This window comes from Bradyrhizobium sp. dw_411 (genome assembly GCF_018449695.1).
Lineage (GTDB): Bacteria > Pseudomonadota > Alphaproteobacteria > Rhizobiales > Xanthobacteraceae > Bradyrhizobium.
The window spans coordinates 17,205-39,716 of the sequence record NZ_JAAVUY010000029.1 but is presented as its reverse complement, the minus strand read 5'-3'; the positions used below and the strand labels follow the sequence as shown (position 1 = coordinate 39,716).

The window sequence follows — 22,512 nt, the reverse complement described above, 5'->3', positions numbered from 1 at the left end:
ACGCATCGCCCCGGAATGACGTTGTTAGTGCGGCGCGTGACGCCTTCGACCGCCTTTATTTCTTCACCAGCGGGCAGCGCGACAATTCCAGCGACTGGAACGCCTCGTTGCCGGGGATGGTCGCGAGCAGTCTGTAGTCATCCCAGCGGGCTTTGGATTCCGAAGGCTTCTTGACCTCGAACAGGTACATGTCATGCACCATGCGGCCGTCCTCGCGAATCCGGCCGTTTTTCGCAAACACATCGTTGATCGGGGTTTCCTTCATGATCTTCATGACCGCGGCCGGATCGGTGGTGCCGGCGGCCTTCACCGCTTTCAGATAATGCGTGACCGACGAATAGACGCCGACCTGCGCCGAGCCCGGCGGCCGCTTGATGCGGTCCGCGAAGCGTTTGGCAAACGCGCGCGTCTCGTCGTTGAGGTCCCAGTACCACGCTTCGGTCAGCAGCAGGCCCTGCGCGGTCTCGAGACCGACGCTGTCGATATCAGTGACAAAAGCCAGCAGCGGTGAAATCTTCTGGCCGCCCTTCATCACGCCGAATTCGGCCGCCTGCTTGATGGTGTTGATGGTGTCGCCGCCGGCATTGGCGAGTCCGATCACCTTGGCCTTGGAGGCCTGCGCCTGCAGCAGATAGGACGAGAAATCCGAACTGTTGAGCGGATGCCGGACATTGCCCAGCACCTTGCCGCCGGATTTGAGCACCACATTGGTGGTGTCCTTTTCGAGGTCCTGTCCGAACGCGTAGTCGGCCGTGATAAAGAACCAGCTATCGAGGCCGTTTTTGACCGCGGCGAGACCCGTCACATTCGCCTGCGCGAAGGTGTCGAACACATAATGCACGGTATAGGGACCGCAGGCTTCGTTGCTGAGCCGGATCGATCCCGGCCCGGAGAACATGATGATCTTGTTGCGTGCCTTGGCGATCTCACCGGCCGCCAGCGCGGTGGCCGACGCCGCGACGTCGTAGATCATCTCGACGCCCTGATTGTCGATCATGTCGCGGGCGATGTTGGCGGCGAGATCGGCCTTGTTGAGATGATCGGCCGCGAGGATTTCGATCTTGCGGCCGAGCACTTCGCCGCCAAAATCTTCCGCCGCCATTCTGGCCGCCATCTCGGCGCCGGGGCCGGTGATGTCGGCATAAAGCCCGGACATATCGAGGATTCCGCCGAGCTTGAGCGGCGGCTTGCTCTGGGCCATCGCTGCGGTCGCGGCCAGCGCGAGCGCCGTGGCAAGAACGACGGTTCGAACGCGTTTCATGCAAGCCTCCCCGTTCATGCAAGCCTCCCTGGCGACAGGCCGCATTGCCGCGCGGCCGCACTTTTTCTGTTGCCGCGATCATGCCGCAAGCGCCCGGCAGCGGCAAGCCGCCGGCCGGCCGTATCAAGCCGCGCCGCGTCCCGTGTTAAACCATCGTTTTTCCGCTAAGCGGAACGCGCCGTCCGTGTAAACATGGCGCGATGCACTCGGTCATCACGCCTGAACTTCAACACATGCGCCGGATAGCGATATCGCTCTCCGCAAGCGTCGCCATCAGTTTGCTTGCGAACGTATTGCTGGCTGCGACCAGCCCGGTCCACGCCGCCGGATGCGCGTTCGCCGCGCAAGGCGACGGCCATGTCGCAGCCATTCTCGATGCGCGCACCTTCCGCCTGCAGGATGGCCGCGAGATCCGCCTGGCCGGCATCGAACCCATAACATCAGAGAAAACATCTGCGAACCGCAGCGCGGCGCTATCGGCGATCCTGAACGGGCGCGACGTGATCGTGCGCGCCGATGACGACACGCCCGATCGTTATGGCCGCGAGCCCGCTTTCGTGTTTCTGGCCTCGCCGGAAAATTCGTCTTCCGAAACGCTGGTTCAGCGCGAACTCCTGTTGCAGGGCGAAGCGCTGGTCTCGGCGAGCGTGACCGACAAGGAATGCGCAGGGGTTCTGATGGAAGCCGAGGCAGCGGCGCGGCAGACTAAACGAGGCGTTTGGGCCGACCCCGCGGTCATAAAAAACACGGAAAGTACGGGCGATATTTTGGCCGGGATCGGGCAGTTTATGCTGGTCGAGGGCAAGGTTTTGTCCGTCCGGCAGGCGGGGGCGACGACTTATCTGAATTTCGGGCGGAACTGGACACGGGACTTTGCTGTGACTATTTCAAGGCGCATGCTACCTCTATTTGAGGCGGCCGGCATTGCGCTTAAGTCCCTCGAAAATCGACGGATTCGTGTCCGCGGATGGATCGAGGCGCGGGGCGGCCCGCGAATGGAAGTGCTCCGGGTCGGGCAGGTAGAAGTGCTTGGTGGGAATTAGCGCATAATCCGGAAAGGTGGGGACCGTTTTTCCGAAGAGATCATGCGCAAACAAGAGACTTACGAGTAGCTGACGTGGCTGGTGGTGGACGGCACGGGACAGGAATGAGCCGCGGCCTTTGGGCTGCGCCGGCCCTGCTGTGCGCCGGTTTCGCGCTGGCCGCGTGCGGCGACATCAACCGGTTCCAGACCGGGGCCGGGGCGGTCTCTTCCCCGGCGGCCTCAAATCCCACCCCAACGAAGCCCAATCGGACCGTCGCGCAAAGCCCGGCGGCCGAGCGCGAGCATGAGCGGATCCTGTCTTCCTATGGCGGATCCTATGACGATCCCAAGCTGGAAGCCCTGATCGGCAAGACGGTCGACCGGCTGGTGGCGGCATCGGATCGGCCCGATCAGGCCTACAAAGTGACGATCCTCAATTCGGGCGCGGTCAACGCGTTCGCGCTGCCGACCGGTCAGCTCTACGTCACCCGCGGCCTGATCGCGCTGGCATGCGACACCTCGGAATTGTCTTCGGTGCTGAGCCACGAGATGGCGCATGTGCTGGCCAAGCACGCCTCGATCCGGGAAGACCAGGCGCGCCAGGCCGCTGTCGTCACCCGGGTGGTCACCGAAATGGGCAGCGACCCCGATCTGACCGCGCTGGCGCTGGCGAAAACCAAACTGACGATGGCCAGCTTTTCGCGCGCCCAGGAATTCGAAGCAGATGGCATCGGCGTCGGCATTTCGGCGCGCGCGCATTTCGATCCGTTCGGCGCGTCGCGTTTCCTCACCGCGATGGAACGCAACGCCGAACTGAAAGCGGGCAAGTCGCCGTCGGTCGATCCCCGCGCGCAGGACTTCCTGTCGTCGCATCCGGCGACACCCGAGCGCGTCGAGAATGCACAGAACAGCGCGCGGCAATATTCTTCGCCCGAAGGCGGTGAGCGCGACCGCGAAGCCTATTTGGCCGCGATCGACAACATCGTCTATGGCGAGGATCCGAGCGAGGGTTTTGTGCGCGGCCGCCGCTTCCTGCATCCCAAGCTTGGCTTCACCTTTGCCGCGCCTGACAATTTCACGCTGGATAATACCGCGCAGGCCGTGATCGGCGTGCGCGAAGGCGGCACCCAGGCGATGCGCTTCGACGTCGTGCGCGTGCCGGCGGAGCAGTCGCTTGGCGACTATCTCAATTCAGGCTGGATGGAAAATGTCGACAAGGGTTCGACCGAGGACATGACCATCGGCGGCTTCCCGGCCGCCTCCGCGACCGCCCATGGCGATCAATGGCAGTTCAAGGTCTATGCGTTGCGGTTCGGCAGCGACGTCTACCGCTTTATTTTCGCCGCCAAGCAGAAGACCACCGAGAGCGAGCGCAACGCCCGCGAAACCGTCAATTCCTTCCGCCGCCTGACGCTGGAAGAAATCCAGGCCGCACGGCCGCTGCGCATCAAGGTGGTCAATGTGCAGCCCGGCGACACCGTGGAATCGCTGTCGCACCGCATGGCCGGCCTCGACCGCCCGGTGGAGCGCTTTCGTATCCTCAACGGCCTCGACGCCCGCGCCCAGGTCAAGGCGCGTGATCGTGTGAAGATCGTGGTGGATTGATCGCGGATCGTCGTTCCGGCGAACGCAGATATCGTAGGGTGGGCAAAGCCAACGGGTCGCGCGAACGCGCGCCCGATGACAGGCTCCGCGTGCCCACCATCTTCAAGCTGCATCGGAGTTTAGAGTGGTGGGCACGGCGCAAGAGCGCCTTTGCCCACCCTACGGTTTCCCGGCGTTCGCCGGGACGACACGCTGATAATTTCGATCGTCAACAGACAGAGACGACATGCTGATATTTTCAGCAACTAACCATCCATGACGACCGCCGAAATATGTAGCAATCTGGAACCTTTCCATTCCCCCTCGCCGCCGCGCGGAATGAGAGAATTCTTAACGAGTTATGCCCTAGCCTTGGAAGCACCCCGACACCGGTTATTTCGCCAAGTTATTCGCGAAGGCTTTCATGTCCGCCTTGTCCACCGATCCCGATGACAATGCCGAAATGTTCGACCTCGCACCCGTCTCGCTCTGGATCGAGGATTACAGCGCGGTTCGCCAACTGTTCGAGCAGTGGCGCGCGGACGGCGTCGACGATATCGAGGCGTTCCTGCTCGCCGACCCCAAGCGCGTCCAGCAGTGCACGGAGCGCATGCGCATCCTCAAGGTCAACCGCAAGACCCTGTCGCTGTTCGGCGCGCGCGATCTCGATCACTTGATGGCCAATCTCGGCCAGGTGATGCGCGACGACACCTTCAAGAGCCTGGTCGAGGAGATGGTCCAGCTCTGGAACGGCGAGGGCGGCTTTTCCGCCAACACCGTGAATTACACGCTGGGCGGCCGGCGTCTCGACATCCAGCTCTCCGGCACGATCCTGCCCGGTCACGAAGCGAACTGGGACCGCGTCATGATCGCGATCGAGGACGTGACCGAGCGGGAAAATGTCCGGCGCCGCCTGACGGATAGCGAGAACTACGCATTCGGCCTGTTTGCCTATTCACCGGTCTCGCTGTGGGTGGAAGATTTCAGCAGCGTGAAACGGCTGATGGACGATGTCCGCGCCCGTGGCGTCGAGGACTTCCGCGTCTTCACTGACGTGCACCAGGAATTCGTCCCGCGCTGCATCAGTGAGATTCGCGTGCTCGACGTCAACGACCGGACGCTCGAACTGTTCAACGCGCCCGACAAGGCAACCTTGTTGCGCAGCCTGCCCACCGTGTTCCGGGACGAAACCGGACCGGACTTTCGCGAGCAGCTGATCGATCTGTGGGACGGCAAGCTGTTCCAGCAGCGCGAGGTGGTGAATTATACGCTGGACGGCACCAGGCTGCATCTGCTGCTGCAATTTTCGGTGTTGCCCGGTCACGAAGGCGACTGGGCACAGGTGCTGGTAGGGCTGACCGACATCTCCGCGCGCAAGAAGGCGGAAGCCTATCTCGAATATCTCGGCACCCATGACGTGCTGACGCGCACCTTGAACCGCTCGTTCTTTGTCGACGAACTCAACCGGCTGGACCGCAAGGGGCCGCAACCCGTCACCATCATCATCGCCGACCTCAACGGGCTGAAGACCGCAAATGACGAACTCGGCCATGGCGTCGGCGACGCGCTGCTGCGCCGGGCCGGCGAAGTGTTCGGCTCGCTGGTCGCAAAGCCGGCTTCGGTGGCGCGGATCGGCGGCGACGAATTCGCGGTGCTGCTGCCGGGCACCGACGCCGCCGGCGGCGAAGCGGTTCTCGTCCAGCTCGCGAAGCTGATCGAACTCAACAATCAGTATTATCCCGATTTCGAACTCAGTATCTCCACAGGCATCGCAACCAGCCGGCCTGGCGACCGCTTGGAACAAGTCGTCAAACGCGCCGACATGAAGATGCTGCACGCCAAGCGGTTGTATTATCTGGAAGCCAATCGCGACCGCCGGATCACCGGCGCGGCGTGAGGCGGGCTGGCGCGGAGACATGCGCGGGCGAGTTGGGCCGTGGCAGCCTGAATTCTACAGCCAATTAGGCAATACGGCTTCAACAAAATCGGTGTCGTCCCTGCGAACGCAGGGACCCATAATCACAGGTGCTTGTGATTATGGAAGGTATCTCCCGCCGGCGTTCTAACGGTGGAAACGTGACCGGATAATCGAACTGATCGAGCGCGAGAATCTTGAGTGGCGCGATCTCAGGGATTTGCTGGTTTAGTGAAGCTACAGCCCCCCGAGACCGATTGAGCACTTAGCCCGGAATGAGACCGGCGACACGATAGCTTTCAACGATCCTGTCATAGACAGAAATATCGGCCCGGCTTCTCGCCGTCAGTTGGGCGCCGCCGATCGCCGCGTAGATCGCGAGCGCCCGTTCGCGCAGCATCGCGCTATCACCTGAAGTGTCCATCGAAGACAGAACCTTCGCCAGCCACGCCACATTGATGTCGGCGAAAGCCTGAACCTCGACCTTCACCGCGTCGGGCAGGTCGTCAAATTCGGCGGCCATGAATCCGCACAGGCACATGCGATTGCCGTTCTCCAATGCTTGGCGAAAGACATCGGTGTATTTCCGCAGGCAGAGGCTTGGCTCCGGCGTTTCCGCCCAAAAGCCGTCGAAAGCCGCTTTGGCTTCCTCCCAATAGCGCCGCGCCAGCGCCGCCCCCAGATCTCCCTTGGTCGGGAAATGGTAGTGGATGCTCGCGCTCTTGATGCCGACTTCCTTCGCCAGTTCCCGAAAACTCAAGCCGTTATACCCATGGGCCTGCACGGTTTTCCGGGCCACGGCCATGATCGCCTCGCGCGTATCGGACTTCATTGCCGGGCTCCATCTTAATCTACCGATAGATAGGCATTGACACCAGCCATGGAAAGTCCTTTGTATGTTTACCTATCTATCGATAGGTAAACATAGGAGCCATTATGAAGATCTATGACCGCGAAGGGGCCCCCAATCCCGCCCGCATCCGCATTGTGCTCGCCGAGAAGGGACTGGAGGATCAGGTCGAATTCGTCAGTGTCGATCTGATCGCGGCGGGACAGAAGCAGGACTCTTTCCTGGCGATGAACCCGATCGGCAAGATTCCAGTGCTCGAACTCGATGACGGGCTGCTGATCTCCGAATCAACCGCGATCACCGAATATCTCGACAATCTCGACGGCCATCCGACACTGACGGGCAGGAATCCGCGCGAAAAAGCAGTGATCCACATGATGCAGCGTCGCGCCGAGATGCTGCTGCTCGAACCCGTCGATGACTATTTTCATTACGGGACGCCGGGCCTCGGCAAGGCTTTGAGGCCGTGGCGCATGCCGGACTGGAGTGGCGCCAAGGAATGGGGCACACGGCGGGGCGCGCAGGCGGTCCGGGGCATGCCTTATTTCAACGACCTTCTTGCCAAGCAACCTTTCCTCGCGGGCGAAGCCTTTTCGATGGCCGACATCACGCTGTTCGCTGCATTGGCCTTCGCTGAGGTTTCCGGCCTGCCGATCGCCAAGGAACTGACCGCCCTCGCCGCCTGGCGCAGCAGGGTGTCTGACTTGCCCGCCGTCAAGAACCGCAGCGGTCAACATCTGCTGCCAGAGGATCTCGCCCGGCTTAGTGCGTGAGTGGGGCGGCGTATTTCTTGCTCTCGGGCGGAAGCCGATAGTTCTTCGTCATTGCGAGCGTAGCGAAGCAATCCATTCTTTCTTTGCATGGTGAGATGGATTGCTTCGCTTCGCTCGCAATGACGGCGGCCCAATAAAAAAGCCCGGCACTGCCGGGCTTTTAATTTGTAGATTCGCGAGCCGCTTACGCGGCTTCGTCCGCGACGGCGGTATCGTCGCCATCGGCATCGGCGTCGGCATCTGCTTCACCGTCGGCCTCGACTTCGGTCTCGGCCTTGGCACCGCGGCGCGGGCTCTTGGCGAGCTGGCCTTCGATTTCCTTCACCGCTTCGGTTTCGGTCACGTGCTGCACGACGGCGATTTCACGCGACAGACGATCGAGCGCGGCTTCATAGAGCTGGCGTTCGCTGTAGGACTGCTCCGGCTGCGATTCCGAGCGATAGAGATCGCGCACCACTTCGGCGATCGCGACGATATCTCCGGAATTGATCTTCGCTTCATATTCCTGCGCCCGGCGGGACCACATCGTGCGCTTGACACGGGCGCGGCCCTTGAGCGTTTCGAGCGCGCGCTTGACCAGCGCCGGATCGGACAGCTTGCGCATCCCGACATTGGCGACCTTGGCGGTCGGCACCCGCAGCGTCATCTTGTCCTTCATGAAATTGATCACGAACAGTTCAAGCTTGGCGCCGGCGATTTCCTGCTCTTCGATGGCCAGGATCTGGCCAACGCCATGGGCGGGATACACCACGAATTCGTTGGTCTTGAAGCCCTGGCGCTGGGTCAGGGCCTTCTTCGGCTCCTCGACACGCGGAGCCACGGCCACCGGCTTTGCAGCGGCGGGCTTGGCAGCGGTAACGACAGGCTTGGTGACGACCGCAGCCTTGGGGGCAGCGACCTTAGGGGCGATTTTGGGAGCAGCGACCTTCGAAGCAGTGGCCTTCGAACCCGTCGCTTTCGCGGCAGTTTTTGCAGTCTTGTTTGGCATTTCGCTTCTTTTGTTCTTAGAGGATTTTGCAGCCGAGACCTTGGTGACCTTCCTCGTATCCTTGAGAGAAGTCCGGGCACGGCTCTTGGTTGCACTACGGCTTACCGCAGCGGCTTTTTTGGAAGCCTTGGAAACAGAAGGCTTGGTAACAGAAGCCTTGGAAACACTCTTTTTACGCGTTTTCTGTGACACAGCCTGCGCGCGGAACTGCCACGCCCCTGTTGGATGTTTTCACGGGAACCCATGGGGGCCAATCAAGCAGGCTGACGGGTTCGGCTCTTTAATTTGCCGAATATAGCACATTTCCCGCAAAAATCAATGGTTTATGCCCCCTCGGAGGCTCTCCGAAGGCCGTTTCCGCCGCATCACGGGGATTAGGGTTAAGCCGAACCGTTCCAAAAGGGCACAAACGGCCCTCGCCATGGATGCAAAAAATACCGCGGGGAATTAGTCGCCGGTACCCGGTGCCGGAGAAAAATATTTCTCGAACTTGCCTTCAACGCCCTCAAACTCCTTGGCGTCGGCCGGGGAGTCCTTCTTCTGGGTGATATTCGGCCAGCTCTTGGCGTATTCGGTATTCACCTCAAGCCATTTCTCGAGACCCGGCTCGGTATCCGGCTTGATCGCGTCGGCGGGGCATTCCGGTTCGCACACGCCGCAGTCGATACATTCGTCCGGATGGATCACCAGCATGTTGTCGCCTTCGTAGAAGCAGTCTACGGGGCAGACTTCAACGCAATCGGTATATTTGCATTTGATGCAGGCTTCGGTGACGACGTAAGTCATCCAGGGCTCCGGAACGGGTCAATTTAATGGTTTGCGTAGCGCAGGAAGTGCGCAGCCGCAAGGGAAGCAAAGCGCTTCCGGGAAAGCTTGTCATGCCATCCTGCGCTGGCTGCATGGGGTGGGACGGAAATAGTTACTCCGGCGGGGGTTTTTGATCCGCTATGTCCGGTTTGGCCTGCATATCAATATAGAGAACGCGCGCCGCGGTGGCATCGCCCCGGCGTTCGGAAAATCCAACAACTTTCAGAATGCGCACCGTGCGATCGAGCCCGATGGTCAGGACGTCGCCGGGCTTCACGGCGTGGCCGGGCGCCTTTTCGCGTTCGCCGTTGATGCGGACATGACCGGCCTCGACCAGGGCGGCCGCGCTGGTGCGGGCTTTGACCACCCGCGCGTGCCACAACCATTTGTCGAGACGCTGGCGCTCCAAGCAACACCGTTTTGAGGAAGGTTAGTCCTTGCGGGCGGTGAGCTGCTCGCGTAGCGCCGCCAGTTTGGCAAAGGGCGAATTGGGATCGGCCGGGCGATCGCGTTCGCGCGGGCTGGCGCTGGTCGCGTATTGCCGGTGCGACGGCCCGCCACCCGAGCGGCCGTCACGGTCGCCCTTGTCGCGGCCGCCTTTATCCCGGTCGCGCCCGCCCTTGTCGCGGCCACCGCCGCCGAATTTGCCTTTCGGCCGGTCACCATCGCGATTGTTTCGATTGTCGCGATTGTCGTTGCCCTTGCCCTGGAAACGCTCGCGCGGCGGACGGTTGCCGCGGTCCTCGCGCGGCGCCGGCGCGCCCTCCGCTGGCGCCGCCGCGACCACACCTTCGGCCGGTGGCGTATCGGTGCGGGGCTTTCTGAAATCGTTGCGGCGACCGCGGCGATGACGCTCGTGCCTGGCGCCATCGGCCGCTTCACCGGCGACGGCCTCACCCGCTGCGGCAGGCTGGGCACCGGCGGCAGCACGATCCGGACGATGATGACGGTTGTTGTCGCGACGCGGCGGACGGCGCTCTTCAGAGCGGCCACCGGGCCGCCAGACTTCGACCAGTTCGGGCGCGGCGGCGACTTCGGGCGTGGCTTCGGCTGCGGCGGCTTCTACCGGCGCGGCATCGCTGGCAACAGCGGGTTCGGCCGTAACTTCGGCGAGTGTCTGATCGACGGCCTGCTCTTCAGGCTTTTCTTCTGCGGGCTGCGCTTCGAGGGCGACGGGCGCATCTTCGCTAGCAACGAGCAAGACATCTCGAAGCACCGTCGGTGTCGGTGCGGTGCTCTCAGCGCTGACGGGCGGTGCATCGGCCGCTACAACAGCGCTCTCCGTCGCTTCCGACGGTGTATCCGCTGTCGCTTCCATCGTCTCTGCAACCGGCGTTTCCGCTACAGCCTCAACCACCGCAGCAACCGGCTTCGGCGGCAGCGGCGGGCGGCGCTCCATGCGATAGCCCAGCGCACGCAGGATCGAGGCGAAATCTTCGCCGGCCGATCCCGTCAGCGAGGTCATCGCCTGCGTGACCACAAAACTGCGCCCATCGAACGCGCCGGCTGGTTTCTCGCCCAGTGATCCCTCGCGCCACGACAGCGCGGGACGAATGAGATCGGCGAGACGTTCGAGAATATCGACGCGTACGGCGCGTTCGCCGCATTGGCGATAACCCAGCACGCGATAGGCATCGCGATTGAGTTGTTTATCGACTGCAAACGAGGTGCGGCCGCTGCCCGCCAGATGCTGCGCGCCCGACAGTGCCGACATGTCGACATTGTCCAGCTTCTGCGCCCACAGCAGCGAGGCCAGCGCGCGCGCCGCGGGTTTCAGCAGCGGCGGCACATAGATGTGATAAGCGCCGAAGCGCACGCCGTATTTGCGCAAGGCGGCGCGCGACGGCTGATCGAGATCCTTCATCTCGGCCGCGATCTTGGAGCGCTCGAGCACGCCGAGCGCCTCGATCAACTGGAACGCAATGCCGCGGCCGATGCCGGTGATGTCTTCGGCCTTGGAAAGATCAAACAGCGGCCCCAGCAGCTTTTCGATATGCGTCTTCAGCCACAGATCGAGCCTCGTCTGTACGGCTTCGCGGGCCGGGCCGTTGAGGCGATCGTCCGAGATAATACGGATGCGCGGATGCAGCGCGTCGTCGGCCGCGACCAGCTTGGCGACGGCGTCGCCGGTCCAGCGGATGGTGCCATCCGACGCCAGCACGAACTGATCGTCCGGTGCGGCGGCGAGTTTCTCGGCACGCCCCTCGATTTCGCCGGCCAGCGCCTTGAGCGCCGCAGCCTGCAGGGCCTTGGCTTCGGAGCCGGCCTCCGCCGCATCAGGCGCAAAGGTAAATCCATCGAGCCGGCCAATCACATGGCCTTCCACGATCACTTCGCCGGTCTTGCCGATTTCCGTAGTCAAAACGCTGTTCTCCCGCAGGCGGCGCATCAATACACTGGTACGGCGATCAACGAAACGCTCCGTGAGCCGTTCATGCAGCGCATCGGACAATTTATTTTCAACTTCCCGCGCCAGCCCCTGCCAATGTTCGGGGTCGGCCAGCCAGTCCGGCCGGTTGGCCACGAACGTCCAGGTCCGGATTTGCGCAATCCTGCCTGATAAAGTGTCGATATCGCCGTCGGTACGATCGGCCTGATCGACCTGGGCGGCGAACCATGCATCGGGAATCCGGCCCTTTTGCATCAGAAAGCCATACAGCGTCGTGACCAGCTCGGCATGCGCCGCCGGCGCGATCTTGCGGTAATCCGGAATCTGGCAGGCATCCCATAGCCGCTCGATCGCGGCCGCGCCCTGCGCCATATCGCGCACCTCGGCGTCGCGTGCCGCATGATCGAGCACGCGCAGATCCTCGGCGATCGGCGCCCGGGTCAGCGCTTCATGCGTCGGCGTCAGCGCCAGCGACACCTGCAGCGCGCCCAGCGAGGAAAAATCCAGCTTCGAATTGCGCCATTGCAGGACTTTTACGCTCTCGAAGGTGTGATTCTGCAGCGCATTGACCAGTTCGGGCTCGAACGGCGCGCAGCGGCCGGTGGTGCCAAAAGTACCGTCGCGGGTGGCGCGGCCGGCCCGGCCCGCGATCTGCGCGAATTCGGACGGGTTGAGGCGGCGGAATTGATAGCCGTCATATTTGCGGTCGGACGCGAACGCGACGTGATCGACGTCGAGATTGAGACCCATCCCCACCGCATCGGTCGCGACGAGATAATCGACGTCGCCGGACTGGAACATCGCGACCTGCGCGTTGCGTGTGCGCGGGCTGAGCGAGCCCAGCACCACGGCCGCGCCGCCATGCTGGCGGCGGATCAGTTCGGCGATCGCATAGACTTCATCGGCCGAGAACGCGACGATCGCGGTGCGCCGGGGTTGGCGCGTGATCTTGCGGTCGCCGGCGAATTCGAGCTGCGACAGCCGCGGCCGGGTGACGATCGAGGCGCCGGGCAACAGCCGCTCGATGATCGGGCGCATCGTGGCCGCGCCCAATAACAGCGTTTCGTCGCGGCCGCGCCGGTTGAGGATGCGATCGGTGAAGACATGCCCGCGCTCGAGATCGGCCGCGATCTGGATTTCATCGACCGCGAGAAACGACACGTCGAGATCCCGCGGCATCGCCTCGACGGTCGAGACCCAGAACCGCGCCTTTGGCGGTTTGATCTTTTCTTCGCCGGTGATCAGCGCAACGGAATCAGGCCCGGCGCGATCGACGATCTTGTTATAGACCTCGCGCGCCAATAGCCGCAGCGGCAGGCCGATGATCCCCGACGAATGCGCCAGCATCCGCTCGATCGCCAGATGGGTCTTGCCGGTGTTGGTCGGCCCGAGCACCGCGGTAACGCCGGCACCCGGGGCCCGTTCATTGCCAAATGATTGGGCGAACGATGACGAAGAAGAAGAAAAAGCCATATTTTTCAGGGGTTTCTTTTATGGGCCGGCGCGCTCCCGACCGTCATTGCGAGCGCAGCGAAGCAATCCAAGGCGGTTCAAGGAAGGGTGGATTGCTTCGTCCCTGGCGCTCCTCGCAATGACGACGAAAAATCCCGGGTTTGTTTGGTTTCGCGCGTCTGTTGTGCGCCATTTCGTTACATTTTGCGACGCCGGTGTGGTCGATCTTTAAGTTCCGGAACGAGTCCGGAACGAATCGCGCCCGAATCGCTGACTCATGTTCACTCCGGCTTCGTTCACCGCAACATCTCGCGCTGCCCCCTGATATCGGCACTAGATCAAGTTTGGCGCAACGCGACAAGAGCAGGATTTGCGTCGAATTCCTTAAGTTCGGGACGAGGCCGGAGTCGAATCAGAAGTGAGGAAGAGTCAACAGGGATTCGGCGGGCTTCTTCTTCCCTTCTCCCCTTGTGGGAGAAGGTGGCGCGCATCGCGCGCCGGATGAGGGGTCTCTATCCGCGGAGAGAACCCCTCACCCGTCCGCGCCGCTTCGCATCGCGGCCACCCTCTCCCACAAGGGGAGAGGGGAAAGAAGTCGCGAGCCTCCGTTGTTACTGCGTCTTCGCCACCCGCGGCGGGGTCGCGGTCGTGATGAACTGCGTCGCTTCCAGCATCGCCACGCCAAGCGGCGTCGGGATCACCATGCGGAACGGGACCAGGATGCGGGTTCCCAGCACCGGCGCGAAGGCGATTTCCATGTTGCGCTGGGCGGAGAGATATTTGATCACGGGGCGATCGGGGATGTAGCCGGCGACTGGCGAGAAATACACCGCGCACACGACAACTGGCCCGGCATAGCCCTTTTCGGCCTTCACGGTTTCCATGCGCTTGAAATCGAGTTTCAGATCGTAGCGTAGCCTTCCGTCGAAAATCGCAGCCCCCGTATGGCAGGCCTCGGGGCTGAGCGGATCTGATGTGCCCGGCACGCGCAGCATCGATCCCGTCATCGGATCGAACACGTTGCGGCGATGCGCGTCGGTCACGACCACGCGGTCGGGATCGACAGGCGGTTCCGGATCGATGCCGAATTCCTTCACGCTGCCGTTGGCCAGAACCATGTGGATGGCTTCGGACTTTTTCGACGAGGTGGTGGTGGCCTGATAATTGGTCGCGACCAGCGCGCCATTGACGACGCGGCCCTGCGCCGCACCGGTGCCTGAGCCGCCGGCGAACGCCTTCAACAGCCCCGACGTGCCGCCCTGGGCGGCCGCGGAAAACGTATCGTCCAGGATTTCGATGGCCCAGGAGCCCTTGCCGACGGGAATCCCGGCCAGCGTCGCCTCATAATGCGCATCGAGCCGGCCCTGCGCCGAGGCGGCATGCGATCCCATCGCCAGCCCCACGACGGCGGCGAACAGCCCGCCCAACACCCGCAACGCCGGGCGCACCGGCCGGGGTGAAATCATGCCGTGGGTATGCACTGTCAGAACGATCCTTACATCAGCGCGATGAGGCATCATTTAAGCCAAAAAATCCGCCAAACAACGGATAAAGCCAGGGATAGCCGAAGACACCAGCGGCAATCGGCGTGCTTTTCCCGCACATCCCTAACCGATCCCGGCCGTTAAAGCGCGGAACCCATGATGTCGGTGGCGAATACGCCGTTTATATGATGAATAGCAGCGACTTCCCGGGCCTGCATGGTTCGAGACGCGCAGCCCAGCCGCGCTCCTCACCATGAGGAACTAAGACCGGACCGGTCCTCATCCTGAGGAGCATCGCAAAGCGATGCGTCTCGAAGGATGGAAACCAGGAACAACCCCTCGGAACCTGCTTTTTCTCAGGGCCCGCATGCCTCCAAAACCTTGACGCCCGGAGCGTCTCCCCCTATACGTCCGCGGTTCCCTGAATGGGCGTGAATTTGAACCCTTGGCGCTGATCCCCACGCGGGACGGAAGCCGGGATGGAAGAGGATTTTGTGCGATGTCGCGGCGCTGCGAACTAACGGCCAAGGGCCCGATGGTAGGCCACAAGGTGAGCCACTCCAATATCAAGACCAAGCGCCGGTTCCTGCCGAACCTGTGCAACGTCACCTTCATCTCCGACGCGCTCGGCCGCAACGTGCGCCTGCGCGTCTCGACCAACGCGATCAAGAGCGTCGACCACCGCGGCGGCCTCGATGCCTTCCTGGTCAAGGCCAAGGCCGACGTGCTGTCGCCCCGCGCCCTTGAGCTGAAGCGCGCGATCGAGAAGAAGCTGCCGAAGACCGAATTCGTGAAGAAGGCCGTGAAGGCGAGCTAAGCTTTTCGCGATAGCGGTTTAAGGTTTGAGAATTTTGCGGCCGGGTCGAAAGACCCGGCTGTTTTTGTTTGGGGGCTGTTGCAAGCAGCGGCGGCTCCTTTTCTTCCGCGTTCAAACGAGGTGTTAGTTGGCGACACACGTACCGTAAGTTGATACCTATCGAATCTCAAGATTCGAGCGTACCGATTACACATGCCTCTTATTCGCCCTCGATTGACCGAATTCCATGGCCTCGATCTTGCCCAAGCAAGCGTCGATTTCGCCATCCCCTTCCTACATGAAGACTTGCCGCTTTACGTTGATCCATTCCTGCTTTGGAAATCTCCATCCCTGCAAGATCAGTCGTTGCACGGAGCCATGATAGCTGCCTTTAACCGGATGGACCTGCTTTCCAAAAGCGGTCGCGCCGAGCAAGCAGTTGCGATGATCCAACAGATGTCGGAGTGCGAGGAGGTCGGATTAGGAGGCGCGACCACTAAGAAGGGAAAACGAATAGGCACGCCGATCGCGGAGCAAATACTCAAGTTATTTCGAACTATACCTAACATTCAAGCGCGAGTGTCCGTCATGAACGAAAAACAGGTCGAAGAGTTTAGAAAAATGGCAGCGCAGCTTGATGCATTGCATCACGAGGCTTCGGCTGCATCTAAGAAACATCCCGATAAACCAGTGAGTAAATTCAAAGTTAAGCTAGCAAATTCGGTTCTACTGATCGCTCGCAAAGTTCTCGGCACGTCTGCTCCAGCAATGGATTTTGACCAATTCGATATCGATGAACTTCCAACGAACAGTGACCTGAGTTTTGTCGTGACACAGTTTGTTGAATGCGCTGAGAAATTGAAAATGCAGAACGTTCAACGCATCAATGGCATTTGGTACTGGCAAGTATCGGACGATACAACTGACCTTGTTGCTACTGCTCCCAGGGGAGTGCGTTAATATGGCTCGATCACAACCGGGGAAGACGACATCGGACCGGGCAGATGCCTACAAGACACTCAATCCTTTACTAGAAGCTATGTACAGGGAATTTCAGGAGCTCTCAAAGAAGAAACAGGATGGTCAAGTCGGAAGAACGAAAGTGAAGATGGTCAATCGGCTTCTCAAGGCCATCCATGAACTCTTAAAGGATGAACCGAACCGTAGCTATCTGGATGAGTTGAACGAGGACGATCTACCACAAAACAGTGATGTTGTTCTGATCCTCAGTCAAACCTCAGCGGCGATGGATGCCTTTCAACGCCAATACTACGTATTTAACGGCGGCAAAAAGGAATGGTCGGTGTAGTAGTTGCAAAAGTAATTCCGATGCAACATGAGTTCGCCTTGCGATAAAGCTCACAGGTCTGCTGGCTACCTTAGCGCCCTTACCGTCACGTCTAGTGCGGGTGCGTCTCTCGGCAGTAATTTACCCCCCATTAACCATAATCTCCTACCCATTGAGCGTCTTCTCCCTCAGAGCCTTCGGAGAACGAGGCCATGGTCTCAGCCGTCAATAATAATCAAAGCAGCCAAAGCGTTTTCACGCCGCCGCCGGCGGCGCAGTCGCAATCTTCCTCGTCTTCGCAGAACTCGTCGTTCCAGGATGCGGTCGCGCAATATACCCAGGATACGACGGCCGGCGCCGGCGGCCAGTATGGCTCTGGCGGCACCAACAGCCCGACGCAGGCGCTGAGCAGCGATTTGATGTCGTCGTTGCTGTCGATGCAGTCCTGAGGCGGAAGCGCTGATTTTTAGTATGTCGTCCCGGCCCAGTGCGCAATTGCGCACGGGAGCCGGGACCCACAGCCACCGGCCGCTGGCATGAAGCAAGGCGTCTCACACCGAATTTGAATCGATGGGCCGCGGCGTATGGGTCCCGGCTCAAGGCCGGGACGACGAGCTGGGGTTGGTCGAGCGCCGGGACTACGATTGGTGACGACGACTGAGATTTGAACGAGAGAGGCCTGCCCCCAACGCATGCTGCAGAGAACGAAACGCCGGTCCCGCGCGCGGCTGCTATTTGACCGCCAATTATTTGACCGTCAGGGCGTCACGCGCCTTGACCAGCCGGTCGAGCTCTTCCTGCTGCGCGGCCATGCGCCCGGATGTTCGTTCTTCATCCTGCGCGCCCGACGAGGCGGCGGCCTGTTCGACCAATTGCCGGATGTTGTCCCGCAATATGGCGATGCGGTCGTTGAGTTCGGCTAGCGAAAGCGAATTGTCGTTGCTCATGGCGGTTTCCTTGATTGGCCGGGATTAAAATCTTTGTCTGTTGCGTTTTCCATCGCGAATAAGTTTACGCTATCTGCGTAAACCCGATTGCTGTGCGAACCGGTATCCACCCCGGATCAAGTCCGGGGCAGGCTTTCGCTCGAAAACGCGCCAGCTTTCGCCGCCCATCCTGCCACACCAATCGATATCCCCGCCATGGGTTCCGTGCGGGGCGGCTTGATACCGCGGACATCGCATTTAGTCTATGTCTGGACGCGTTTTCTTCACGCGAGCCGGCATCCAGTTCGCTTGAAAACGCCGTGAGTCACGCGACGACAGGACGCAGGCGCCGCGGCCGAAATCGCTTGAACCGTTCCCGCTTTGGCCGACTCCTAGTGCGACCCCGGTTCAACGAAGAGCCCGCGCCGCCATGGAGCTTGCGATCCTGCTGGTTATCCTCGCCTGCCTTGCCGCGCTGGTGGTGCGCCTGGTGCTGGCGATGGTCAAGCGCAGGCACGATCCCGTCGAATATTATACGAGCTGGGGCGGCTACCGGCATCCGATCGGGCTGCAAAACCGCATCTACAAGGAAGACGCCGATGCGCTCGCCGCGCAAGGCGCGGTCTGGCTCGCCGCCCATTACAGCGACGACAACAAACTGATGCGCGTGGTCAAGTATTTCCGCGGCGAAGTGTTCTTCGAATATGTCTATGCGTATCATCCCAACGGCCGATTGAAGAGCGCGACCGTGACGCGCGGCGGCCGCGTGACGGTGCTGGAATACGATCCGCGCGGGCGCAGGATTTCGGAAGCGAGTATTGCGTTTTGAAAATTGAATTCGCCTTCTCCCCTCCCTCCGCGCGCGTCAGCGCGTGGCGGGGAGGGAAAGCAAGGCCGGGACGACGAGTTGTGGATGTGTGCGAGTGCGGGGGTACTCGCACGGCGCTCTCTACCCGACGGGCAAATCACCTCACCTTCCACAGATCGCTTGTCCAGCCCCCTTACGAAAAATATTCTGATTTTCCGAAGACGCAAATCAAACTAAATTCCGCACCGTCTCGCGCCCACACAGAGGGGCGTTTCGCGATCGTCACGGACGTAGGACGCGAGATGCGATGGACGCCTGGTGCCGTGAGACGAACGGCATAAGGCGGACGGCGAAGTCGTGTGGTCCTGATGCCCCGACGCTGGCATCAAGTTCCTGGGAAGCAGGCTTCTCCTTGAGAAGCGGGCTTCTCGGGGGTGACGGTGGCAAAAGAGCCCGGTCACCGGGGAGAGCGCGAAATAGACCGTTAAAACCATTGCGCGGGGAATGCCGGGTGTTTCCGGTGTGACCGTGGTGACTAACGCGCGTGCTTACTACCACACCACGCGCGGCTGCGGGCGCACCAGCGCCCGGCATTCCCTGCGCCCTCTGTTTGGAGGGCACCGGATGACATGTATCACTCGGGCGCTCTGCGTCGCGATCGTTCACTTGTCATGCCCGGACTTGATCCGGGCATCCATCAATCTGCACAAGAAGTTTTTCGAAGAGGATGGATTGCCGGGTCAAGCCCGGCAATGACAAGCTTAAAATCTGCATTGGCCCTGACCATATTGAGCGACTACGTAGGGTGGGCAAAGGCGCTCTTGCGCCGTGCCCACCAACAGCGTCACAATTGCGATGGTGGGCACGCTGGCGCTTTGCCCACCCTACGAAATACGATAAAGCGACATAAAAGCCGCCTGCGGGAGAGAACAAAAAATGTCTAACAAAAAATTCAGACTCCTCACCCGCCGGCAAGTGCTGCGCTGCGCGGGCCTCGCGATGTCAGCCGCGGCCATCTCGCGGCTCGGCCTGCAAAGCGCCCGCGCGGCCACCTATCCCGAGCGCCCGATCAAGATCATCGTGCCGTTCGCGCCCGCTGGCCCCACCGACATCATGGCCAGAATTCTCGCGCAAAATCTGGGCGCGGCGATCGGCGGCAATATCATCACCGAAAATCGATCCGGCGCCGGCGGCAATCTCGGGATCGGCTATGTGTCGCATGCCGAGCCGGATGGCTACACGCTGCTGGTTTCCTCCAGCGCCTATGTCGTCAATCCCGGGCTCTATGCCAAGGTGCCTTACGATCCCTACAAGGATTTCGCGCCGGTCGCCGAGCTCGGCACCTCGCCCAATGTGATCCTGATCGATCCGAAACTCGGCATCAATTCAATTGCAGAATTGATCGCACGCGCCAAGGCGCATCCCGATGAACTGAATTACGCCAGCCCCGGCATCGGCACCACGCCGCATCTGTCCGGCGAGCTGCTCAAGATCGCGGGCGGCATCAACATCACGCATGTGCCGTTCTCGGGCGCCGCGCCCGCGATCCAGGCGCTGCTCGGCGGCGTCACGCAACTGGCGGTCGCCGCGCTGCCGCCCGCGCATCCCTATATCGAATCCGGCGCGCTGAAAGCGCTGGCGCTGACCGGCGCGCATCGCTGGTTCGATCTCAAGGATGTGCCGACGATGGTCGAGCTCGGCTACAAGGATTTTGTCGCCGAAACCTTCCAGGCACTGCTGGCGCCCGCGAAAACCCCGCCCGAGATCGTCGAAAAGCTGGCGGCGAAATCGATCGAGGTGCTGAAGCGGCCCGAGATCAACAAGCAGTTGCTCGACAACGGTTTCGAAGTCATCGCGAATGGGCCTGATGGGCTGCGCAGGCGTATCGCCGAGGAAGTGCCGAAATGGCGCGAGCTGATTGCGAAGGCTGGGATACAGCCGGTGTGAATATTTTCCGTCATTCCGGGGCGCACGAAGTGCGAACCCGGAATCTCGAGATTCCGGGCCTGGTCCTTCGGACCATCCCGGAATGACGACAAGAACAATGAATACAAGAAAGGACCCCTTCGTGAAGATCGTCGACCTCAGCCGTGAGTTGTACCACCGCACCCCGAGTTATCCCGGTCATTCCGCCATCATCCATGGCGTCTGGAAGACGCATGAGGAATCATTCGCCGATGGCGGCAATGTGCATGGGCTGGCGTCGATGTATTTCGCGATGCCCGATCACGGCGGCACCCACATCGACGCGCCCCGGCACTTTGACAAGACGGGCCAGCCGATCAACGAGTATCCGCTGGAAAATTGCATCGTGCCCGGCATCGCTCTCGATTTGCGCCACATCGCGCCGCGCGCCGAAATCACGCCCGCCGATCTCGAAGCGGCGGTGAAGAAAGCCGGCGTGGAAATTCCGAAGGGCGGCACCGTATTGCTGTGCACCGGCCATCACGAACGGACTTTTCCGCGCAAGGAATACAACACCGAAAATTCCGGCGTGAACGTCAAGGCCACGGAATGGCTGGCCAAGCACGGCATCGTCCATTTCGGCATCGACTCGATGCGGCCGGGGCCGGAGGGCAAGGAGAATTTGCTGGTGCACAAGGCCTGCTTCGATCTCGGGATCACCCACATCGAAAGCCTGTGCAACCTGGAATCGATTTTGGGCGAAGGGCCGTTTACGTTTATCGGCCTGCCGATGAAATGGCGCGGCGGCACGGGCTCGCCGATCCGCGCAGTGGCGGTGTTCGGGATGTAGAGGGGATAACGAAACGGTGCAACATCCCGCGTCATTGCGAGGAGCGAAGCGACGAAGCAATCCATTCTTTCTTTGCGCGGTAAAGATGGATTGCTTCGCTACGCTCGCAATGACGGCGAATCACGTAGCCCGGATGAGCGCAGCGATATCCGGGGCAGCCGCGCGAGGAAACCCGGATGTCGCTGCGCTCATCCGGGCTACGGGTCTCGCTCTTCCCTCACCTCGCCCCGAACGTCGTCGCGCCGAACAGCTCCTTCTGCGTCGAGGGTTGCGAGCGCCAATACTGAGGCGGCGCGTCGACCTGACCGCCGAGTTCGGCGGCAGCGTGCCAGGCCCACCGCGGGTCGTAGAGCATGCCGCGCGCCAGTGCGACCATGTCGGCCTTGCCGGACGCAACGATCTCTTCGGCCTGTTTCGCTTGCGTGATCAGGCCGACCGCCATCGTGGTGAGGCCGGTGGCTTCCCTGATGCCTTGTGCGAGCGGCACCTGATAACCGGGCGAGAGTGGAATTTTCTGCAGCGGCGACACGCCGCCGGAGGACGCATCGATCCAGTCGACGCCGCGCTTCTTCAATTCTTTCGAAAGCTCGATGGTCTGCGCGAGATCCCAGCCGCCCTCGACCCAATCGGTCGCCGACACCTTGACGCCGATGGGCTTGTGATCGGGAAACGCCGCGCGCACCGCGTCGAACACTTCGAGCGGATAGCGCATGCGGTTTTCCAAGCTCCCGCCATATTGATCAGTGCGCTTGTTGGCGATCGGCGACAGAAATTCATGCGTCAGATAGCCGTGCGCGAAATGCAATTCCAGCGCGTCGATGCCGAGCCGCTCGGCGCGCTTCGCCGCCGACACGAACGCATCGGTAATGCGCGCCATCCCCGCGGCATCGAGCGCCAGCGGCGCGGCCTCGCCTTCCTTGTGCGGCAGCGCCGACGGCGCCACGGTCTGCCAGCCGCCTTCAGAAGCTGGAATCAACTGCCCGCCTTTCCAGGGCTGGTAGCTCGATCCCTTGCGGCCGGCATGCGCCAACTGCATCGCGACCGCCGCTTTGGAATGTTTGCGGATCGATTTCAAAATTGGCTTCAGCGCGGCTTCGGTGGCATCGTTATACAGCCCGAGGCAACCCGGCGTGATGCGGCCGATCGGCTCGACATGGGTGGCCTCGATGCAGAACATCGCCGCACCCGACAGCGCCATCGTGTTCATATGCGTGAAGTGCCAGTCATTGGCCTCGCCATTATCAGCCGAATACTGGCACATCGGCGCCACCATGATGCGATTGGGAAGGGCAAGGTCGCGCAGCTTGATCGGCGAGAAGAGAGCGCTCATGGGGATTTCCTTGGGGGTGTCCTGACGGGAGGGATGGGCCGTGCTCACCCTGTATCTAGCGACGCGCCGGACGTTCCTCAAC

At 61.3% G+C, this 22,512-nt stretch carries 20 protein-coding genes; 11 read left to right on the top strand and 9 right to left on the bottom strand.

Annotation, left to right across the window (positions count from 1 at the left end; all coding sequences use genetic code 11):
• Positions 1–55 precede the first annotated feature (55 nt).
• Positions 56–1,261, bottom strand: coding sequence for an ABC transporter substrate-binding protein (locus tag HB676_RS32010; protein ID WP_213742502.1), 1,206 nt, complete (start codon positions 1,259–1,261; stop codon positions 56–58).
• Positions 1,262–1,494: 233 nt separating this feature from the next.
• Here HB676_RS32010 and HB676_RS32005 point away from each other — a divergent pair, with 233 nt between their 5' ends.
• The 3 genes from HB676_RS32005 to HB676_RS31995 all read left to right on the top strand — a co-directional run bounded on the left by HB676_RS32005 (position 1,495) and on the right by HB676_RS31995 (position 5,766).
• Complete coding sequence (locus tag HB676_RS32005; RefSeq protein WP_213742501.1) at positions 1,495–2,304, top strand: thermonuclease family protein; 810 nt, start codon at positions 1,495–1,497, stop codon at positions 2,302–2,304.
• 104 nt (positions 2,305–2,408) lie between these two features.
• A complete protein-coding gene (locus HB676_RS32000; RefSeq protein ID WP_213742500.1) occupies positions 2,409–3,890 on the top strand; it encodes a M48 family metalloprotease in 1,482 nt (493 codons plus the stop codon).
• 403 nt (positions 3,891–4,293) lie between these two features.
• The gene (locus tag HB676_RS31995) at positions 4,294–5,766 is read left to right on the top strand and encodes a diguanylate cyclase (protein ID WP_213742499.1); all 1,473 of its coding nucleotides are present in this window, start codon (positions 4,294–4,296) and stop codon (positions 5,764–5,766) included.
• A gap of 283 nt (positions 5,767–6,049) precedes the next feature.
• On the opposite strand, the gene HB676_RS31990 is transcribed toward HB676_RS31995, so the two are convergent.
• Positions 6,050–6,616: a TetR/AcrR family transcriptional regulator gene (locus HB676_RS31990; RefSeq protein WP_213742498.1), complete on the bottom strand. Its 567-nt coding sequence runs from the start codon at positions 6,614–6,616 to the stop codon at positions 6,050–6,052.
• 104 nt (positions 6,617–6,720) lie between these two features.
• On the opposite strand from HB676_RS31990, the gene HB676_RS31985 reads away from it, so the two are divergent.
• A complete protein-coding gene (locus HB676_RS31985; RefSeq protein WP_213742497.1) occupies positions 6,721–7,407 on the top strand; it encodes a glutathione S-transferase family protein in 687 nt (228 codons plus the stop codon).
• A 184-nt stretch (positions 7,408–7,591) separates the two neighbouring features.
• On the opposite strand, the gene HB676_RS31980 is transcribed toward HB676_RS31985, so the two are convergent.
• The 5 genes from HB676_RS31980 to HB676_RS31960 form a co-directional block, all read right to left on the bottom strand.
• Positions 7,592–8,395, bottom strand: a complete 804-nt coding sequence (locus HB676_RS31980) for a CarD family transcriptional regulator (protein ID WP_218625913.1) — start codon at positions 8,393–8,395, stop codon at positions 7,592–7,594.
• 447 nt (positions 8,396–8,842) lie between these two features.
• Positions 8,843–9,181, bottom strand: a complete 339-nt coding sequence (gene fdxA / locus HB676_RS31975) for a ferredoxin FdxA (protein WP_213742495.1) — start codon at positions 9,179–9,181, stop codon at positions 8,843–8,845.
• Positions 9,182–9,314: 133 nt separating this feature from the next.
• Entirely contained in the window at positions 9,315–9,611 is a 297-nt protein-coding gene (locus HB676_RS31970; protein ID WP_213742494.1) for an RNA-binding S4 domain-containing protein, read from the bottom strand.
• Between the two features lie 21 nt (positions 9,612–9,632).
• A complete protein-coding gene (locus tag HB676_RS31965) occupies positions 9,633–13,064 on the bottom strand; it encodes a helicase-related protein (RefSeq protein WP_213742493.1) in 3,432 nt (1,143 codons plus the stop codon).
• A gap of 590 nt (positions 13,065–13,654) precedes the next feature.
• Complete coding sequence (locus HB676_RS31960) at positions 13,655–14,434, bottom strand: DUF3108 domain-containing protein (RefSeq protein ID WP_249780564.1); 780 nt, start codon at positions 14,432–14,434, stop codon at positions 13,655–13,657.
• Positions 14,435–15,026: 592 nt separating this feature from the next.
• Between HB676_RS31960 and rpmB the strand changes: the two genes are divergently transcribed.
• The 4 genes from rpmB to HB676_RS31940 all read left to right on the top strand — a co-directional run bounded on the left by rpmB (position 15,027) and on the right by HB676_RS31940 (position 17,060).
• Positions 15,027–15,344, top strand: a complete 318-nt coding sequence (gene rpmB, locus HB676_RS31955; RefSeq protein WP_213742492.1) for a 50S ribosomal protein L28 — start codon at positions 15,027–15,029, stop codon at positions 15,342–15,344.
• Between the two features lie 192 nt (positions 15,345–15,536).
• Positions 15,537–16,283 (top strand): hypothetical protein, encoded by a 747-nt coding sequence (locus HB676_RS33985; protein ID WP_249780562.1) that lies wholly within the window; start codon positions 15,537–15,539, stop codon positions 16,281–16,283.
• A 1-nt stretch (position 16,284) separates the two neighbouring features.
• Positions 16,285–16,632, top strand: coding sequence for a hypothetical protein (locus HB676_RS31945; RefSeq protein ID WP_213742491.1), 348 nt, complete (start codon positions 16,285–16,287; stop codon positions 16,630–16,632).
• 191 nt (positions 16,633–16,823) lie between these two features.
• Positions 16,824–17,060: a hypothetical protein gene (locus HB676_RS31940; protein WP_213742490.1), complete on the top strand. Its 237-nt coding sequence runs from the start codon at positions 16,824–16,826 to the stop codon at positions 17,058–17,060.
• Between the two features lie 297 nt (positions 17,061–17,357).
• Here HB676_RS31940 and HB676_RS31935 read toward each other — a convergent pair whose 3' ends face one another.
• Positions 17,358–17,558 (bottom strand): hypothetical protein, encoded by a 201-nt coding sequence (locus tag HB676_RS31935; protein WP_213742489.1) that lies wholly within the window; start codon positions 17,556–17,558, stop codon positions 17,358–17,360.
• Between the two features lie 409 nt (positions 17,559–17,967).
• Between HB676_RS31935 and HB676_RS31930 the strand changes: the two genes are divergently transcribed.
• The 3 genes from HB676_RS31930 (at position 17,968) to HB676_RS31920 (ending at position 21,100) form a co-directional block, all read left to right on the top strand.
• Positions 17,968–18,366, top strand: coding sequence for a DUF6156 family protein (locus HB676_RS31930; protein WP_213742488.1), 399 nt, complete (start codon positions 17,968–17,970; stop codon positions 18,364–18,366).
• A gap of 915 nt (positions 18,367–19,281) precedes the next feature.
• Complete coding sequence (locus tag HB676_RS31925; RefSeq protein WP_213742487.1) at positions 19,282–20,292, top strand: tripartite tricarboxylate transporter substrate binding protein; 1,011 nt, start codon at positions 19,282–19,284, stop codon at positions 20,290–20,292.
• A gap of 97 nt (positions 20,293–20,389) precedes the next feature.
• Positions 20,390–21,100, top strand: coding sequence for a cyclase family protein (locus HB676_RS31920; RefSeq protein ID WP_213742486.1), 711 nt, complete (start codon positions 20,390–20,392; stop codon positions 21,098–21,100).
• 217 nt (positions 21,101–21,317) lie between these two features.
• On the opposite strand, the gene HB676_RS31915 is transcribed toward HB676_RS31920, so the two are convergent.
• On the bottom strand, positions 21,318–22,430 hold the full coding sequence (locus HB676_RS31915) for an NADH:flavin oxidoreductase/NADH oxidase (protein WP_213742485.1): 1,113 nt from the start codon (positions 22,428–22,430) through the stop codon (positions 21,318–21,320).
• Positions 22,431–22,512: the final 82 nt, after the last annotated feature.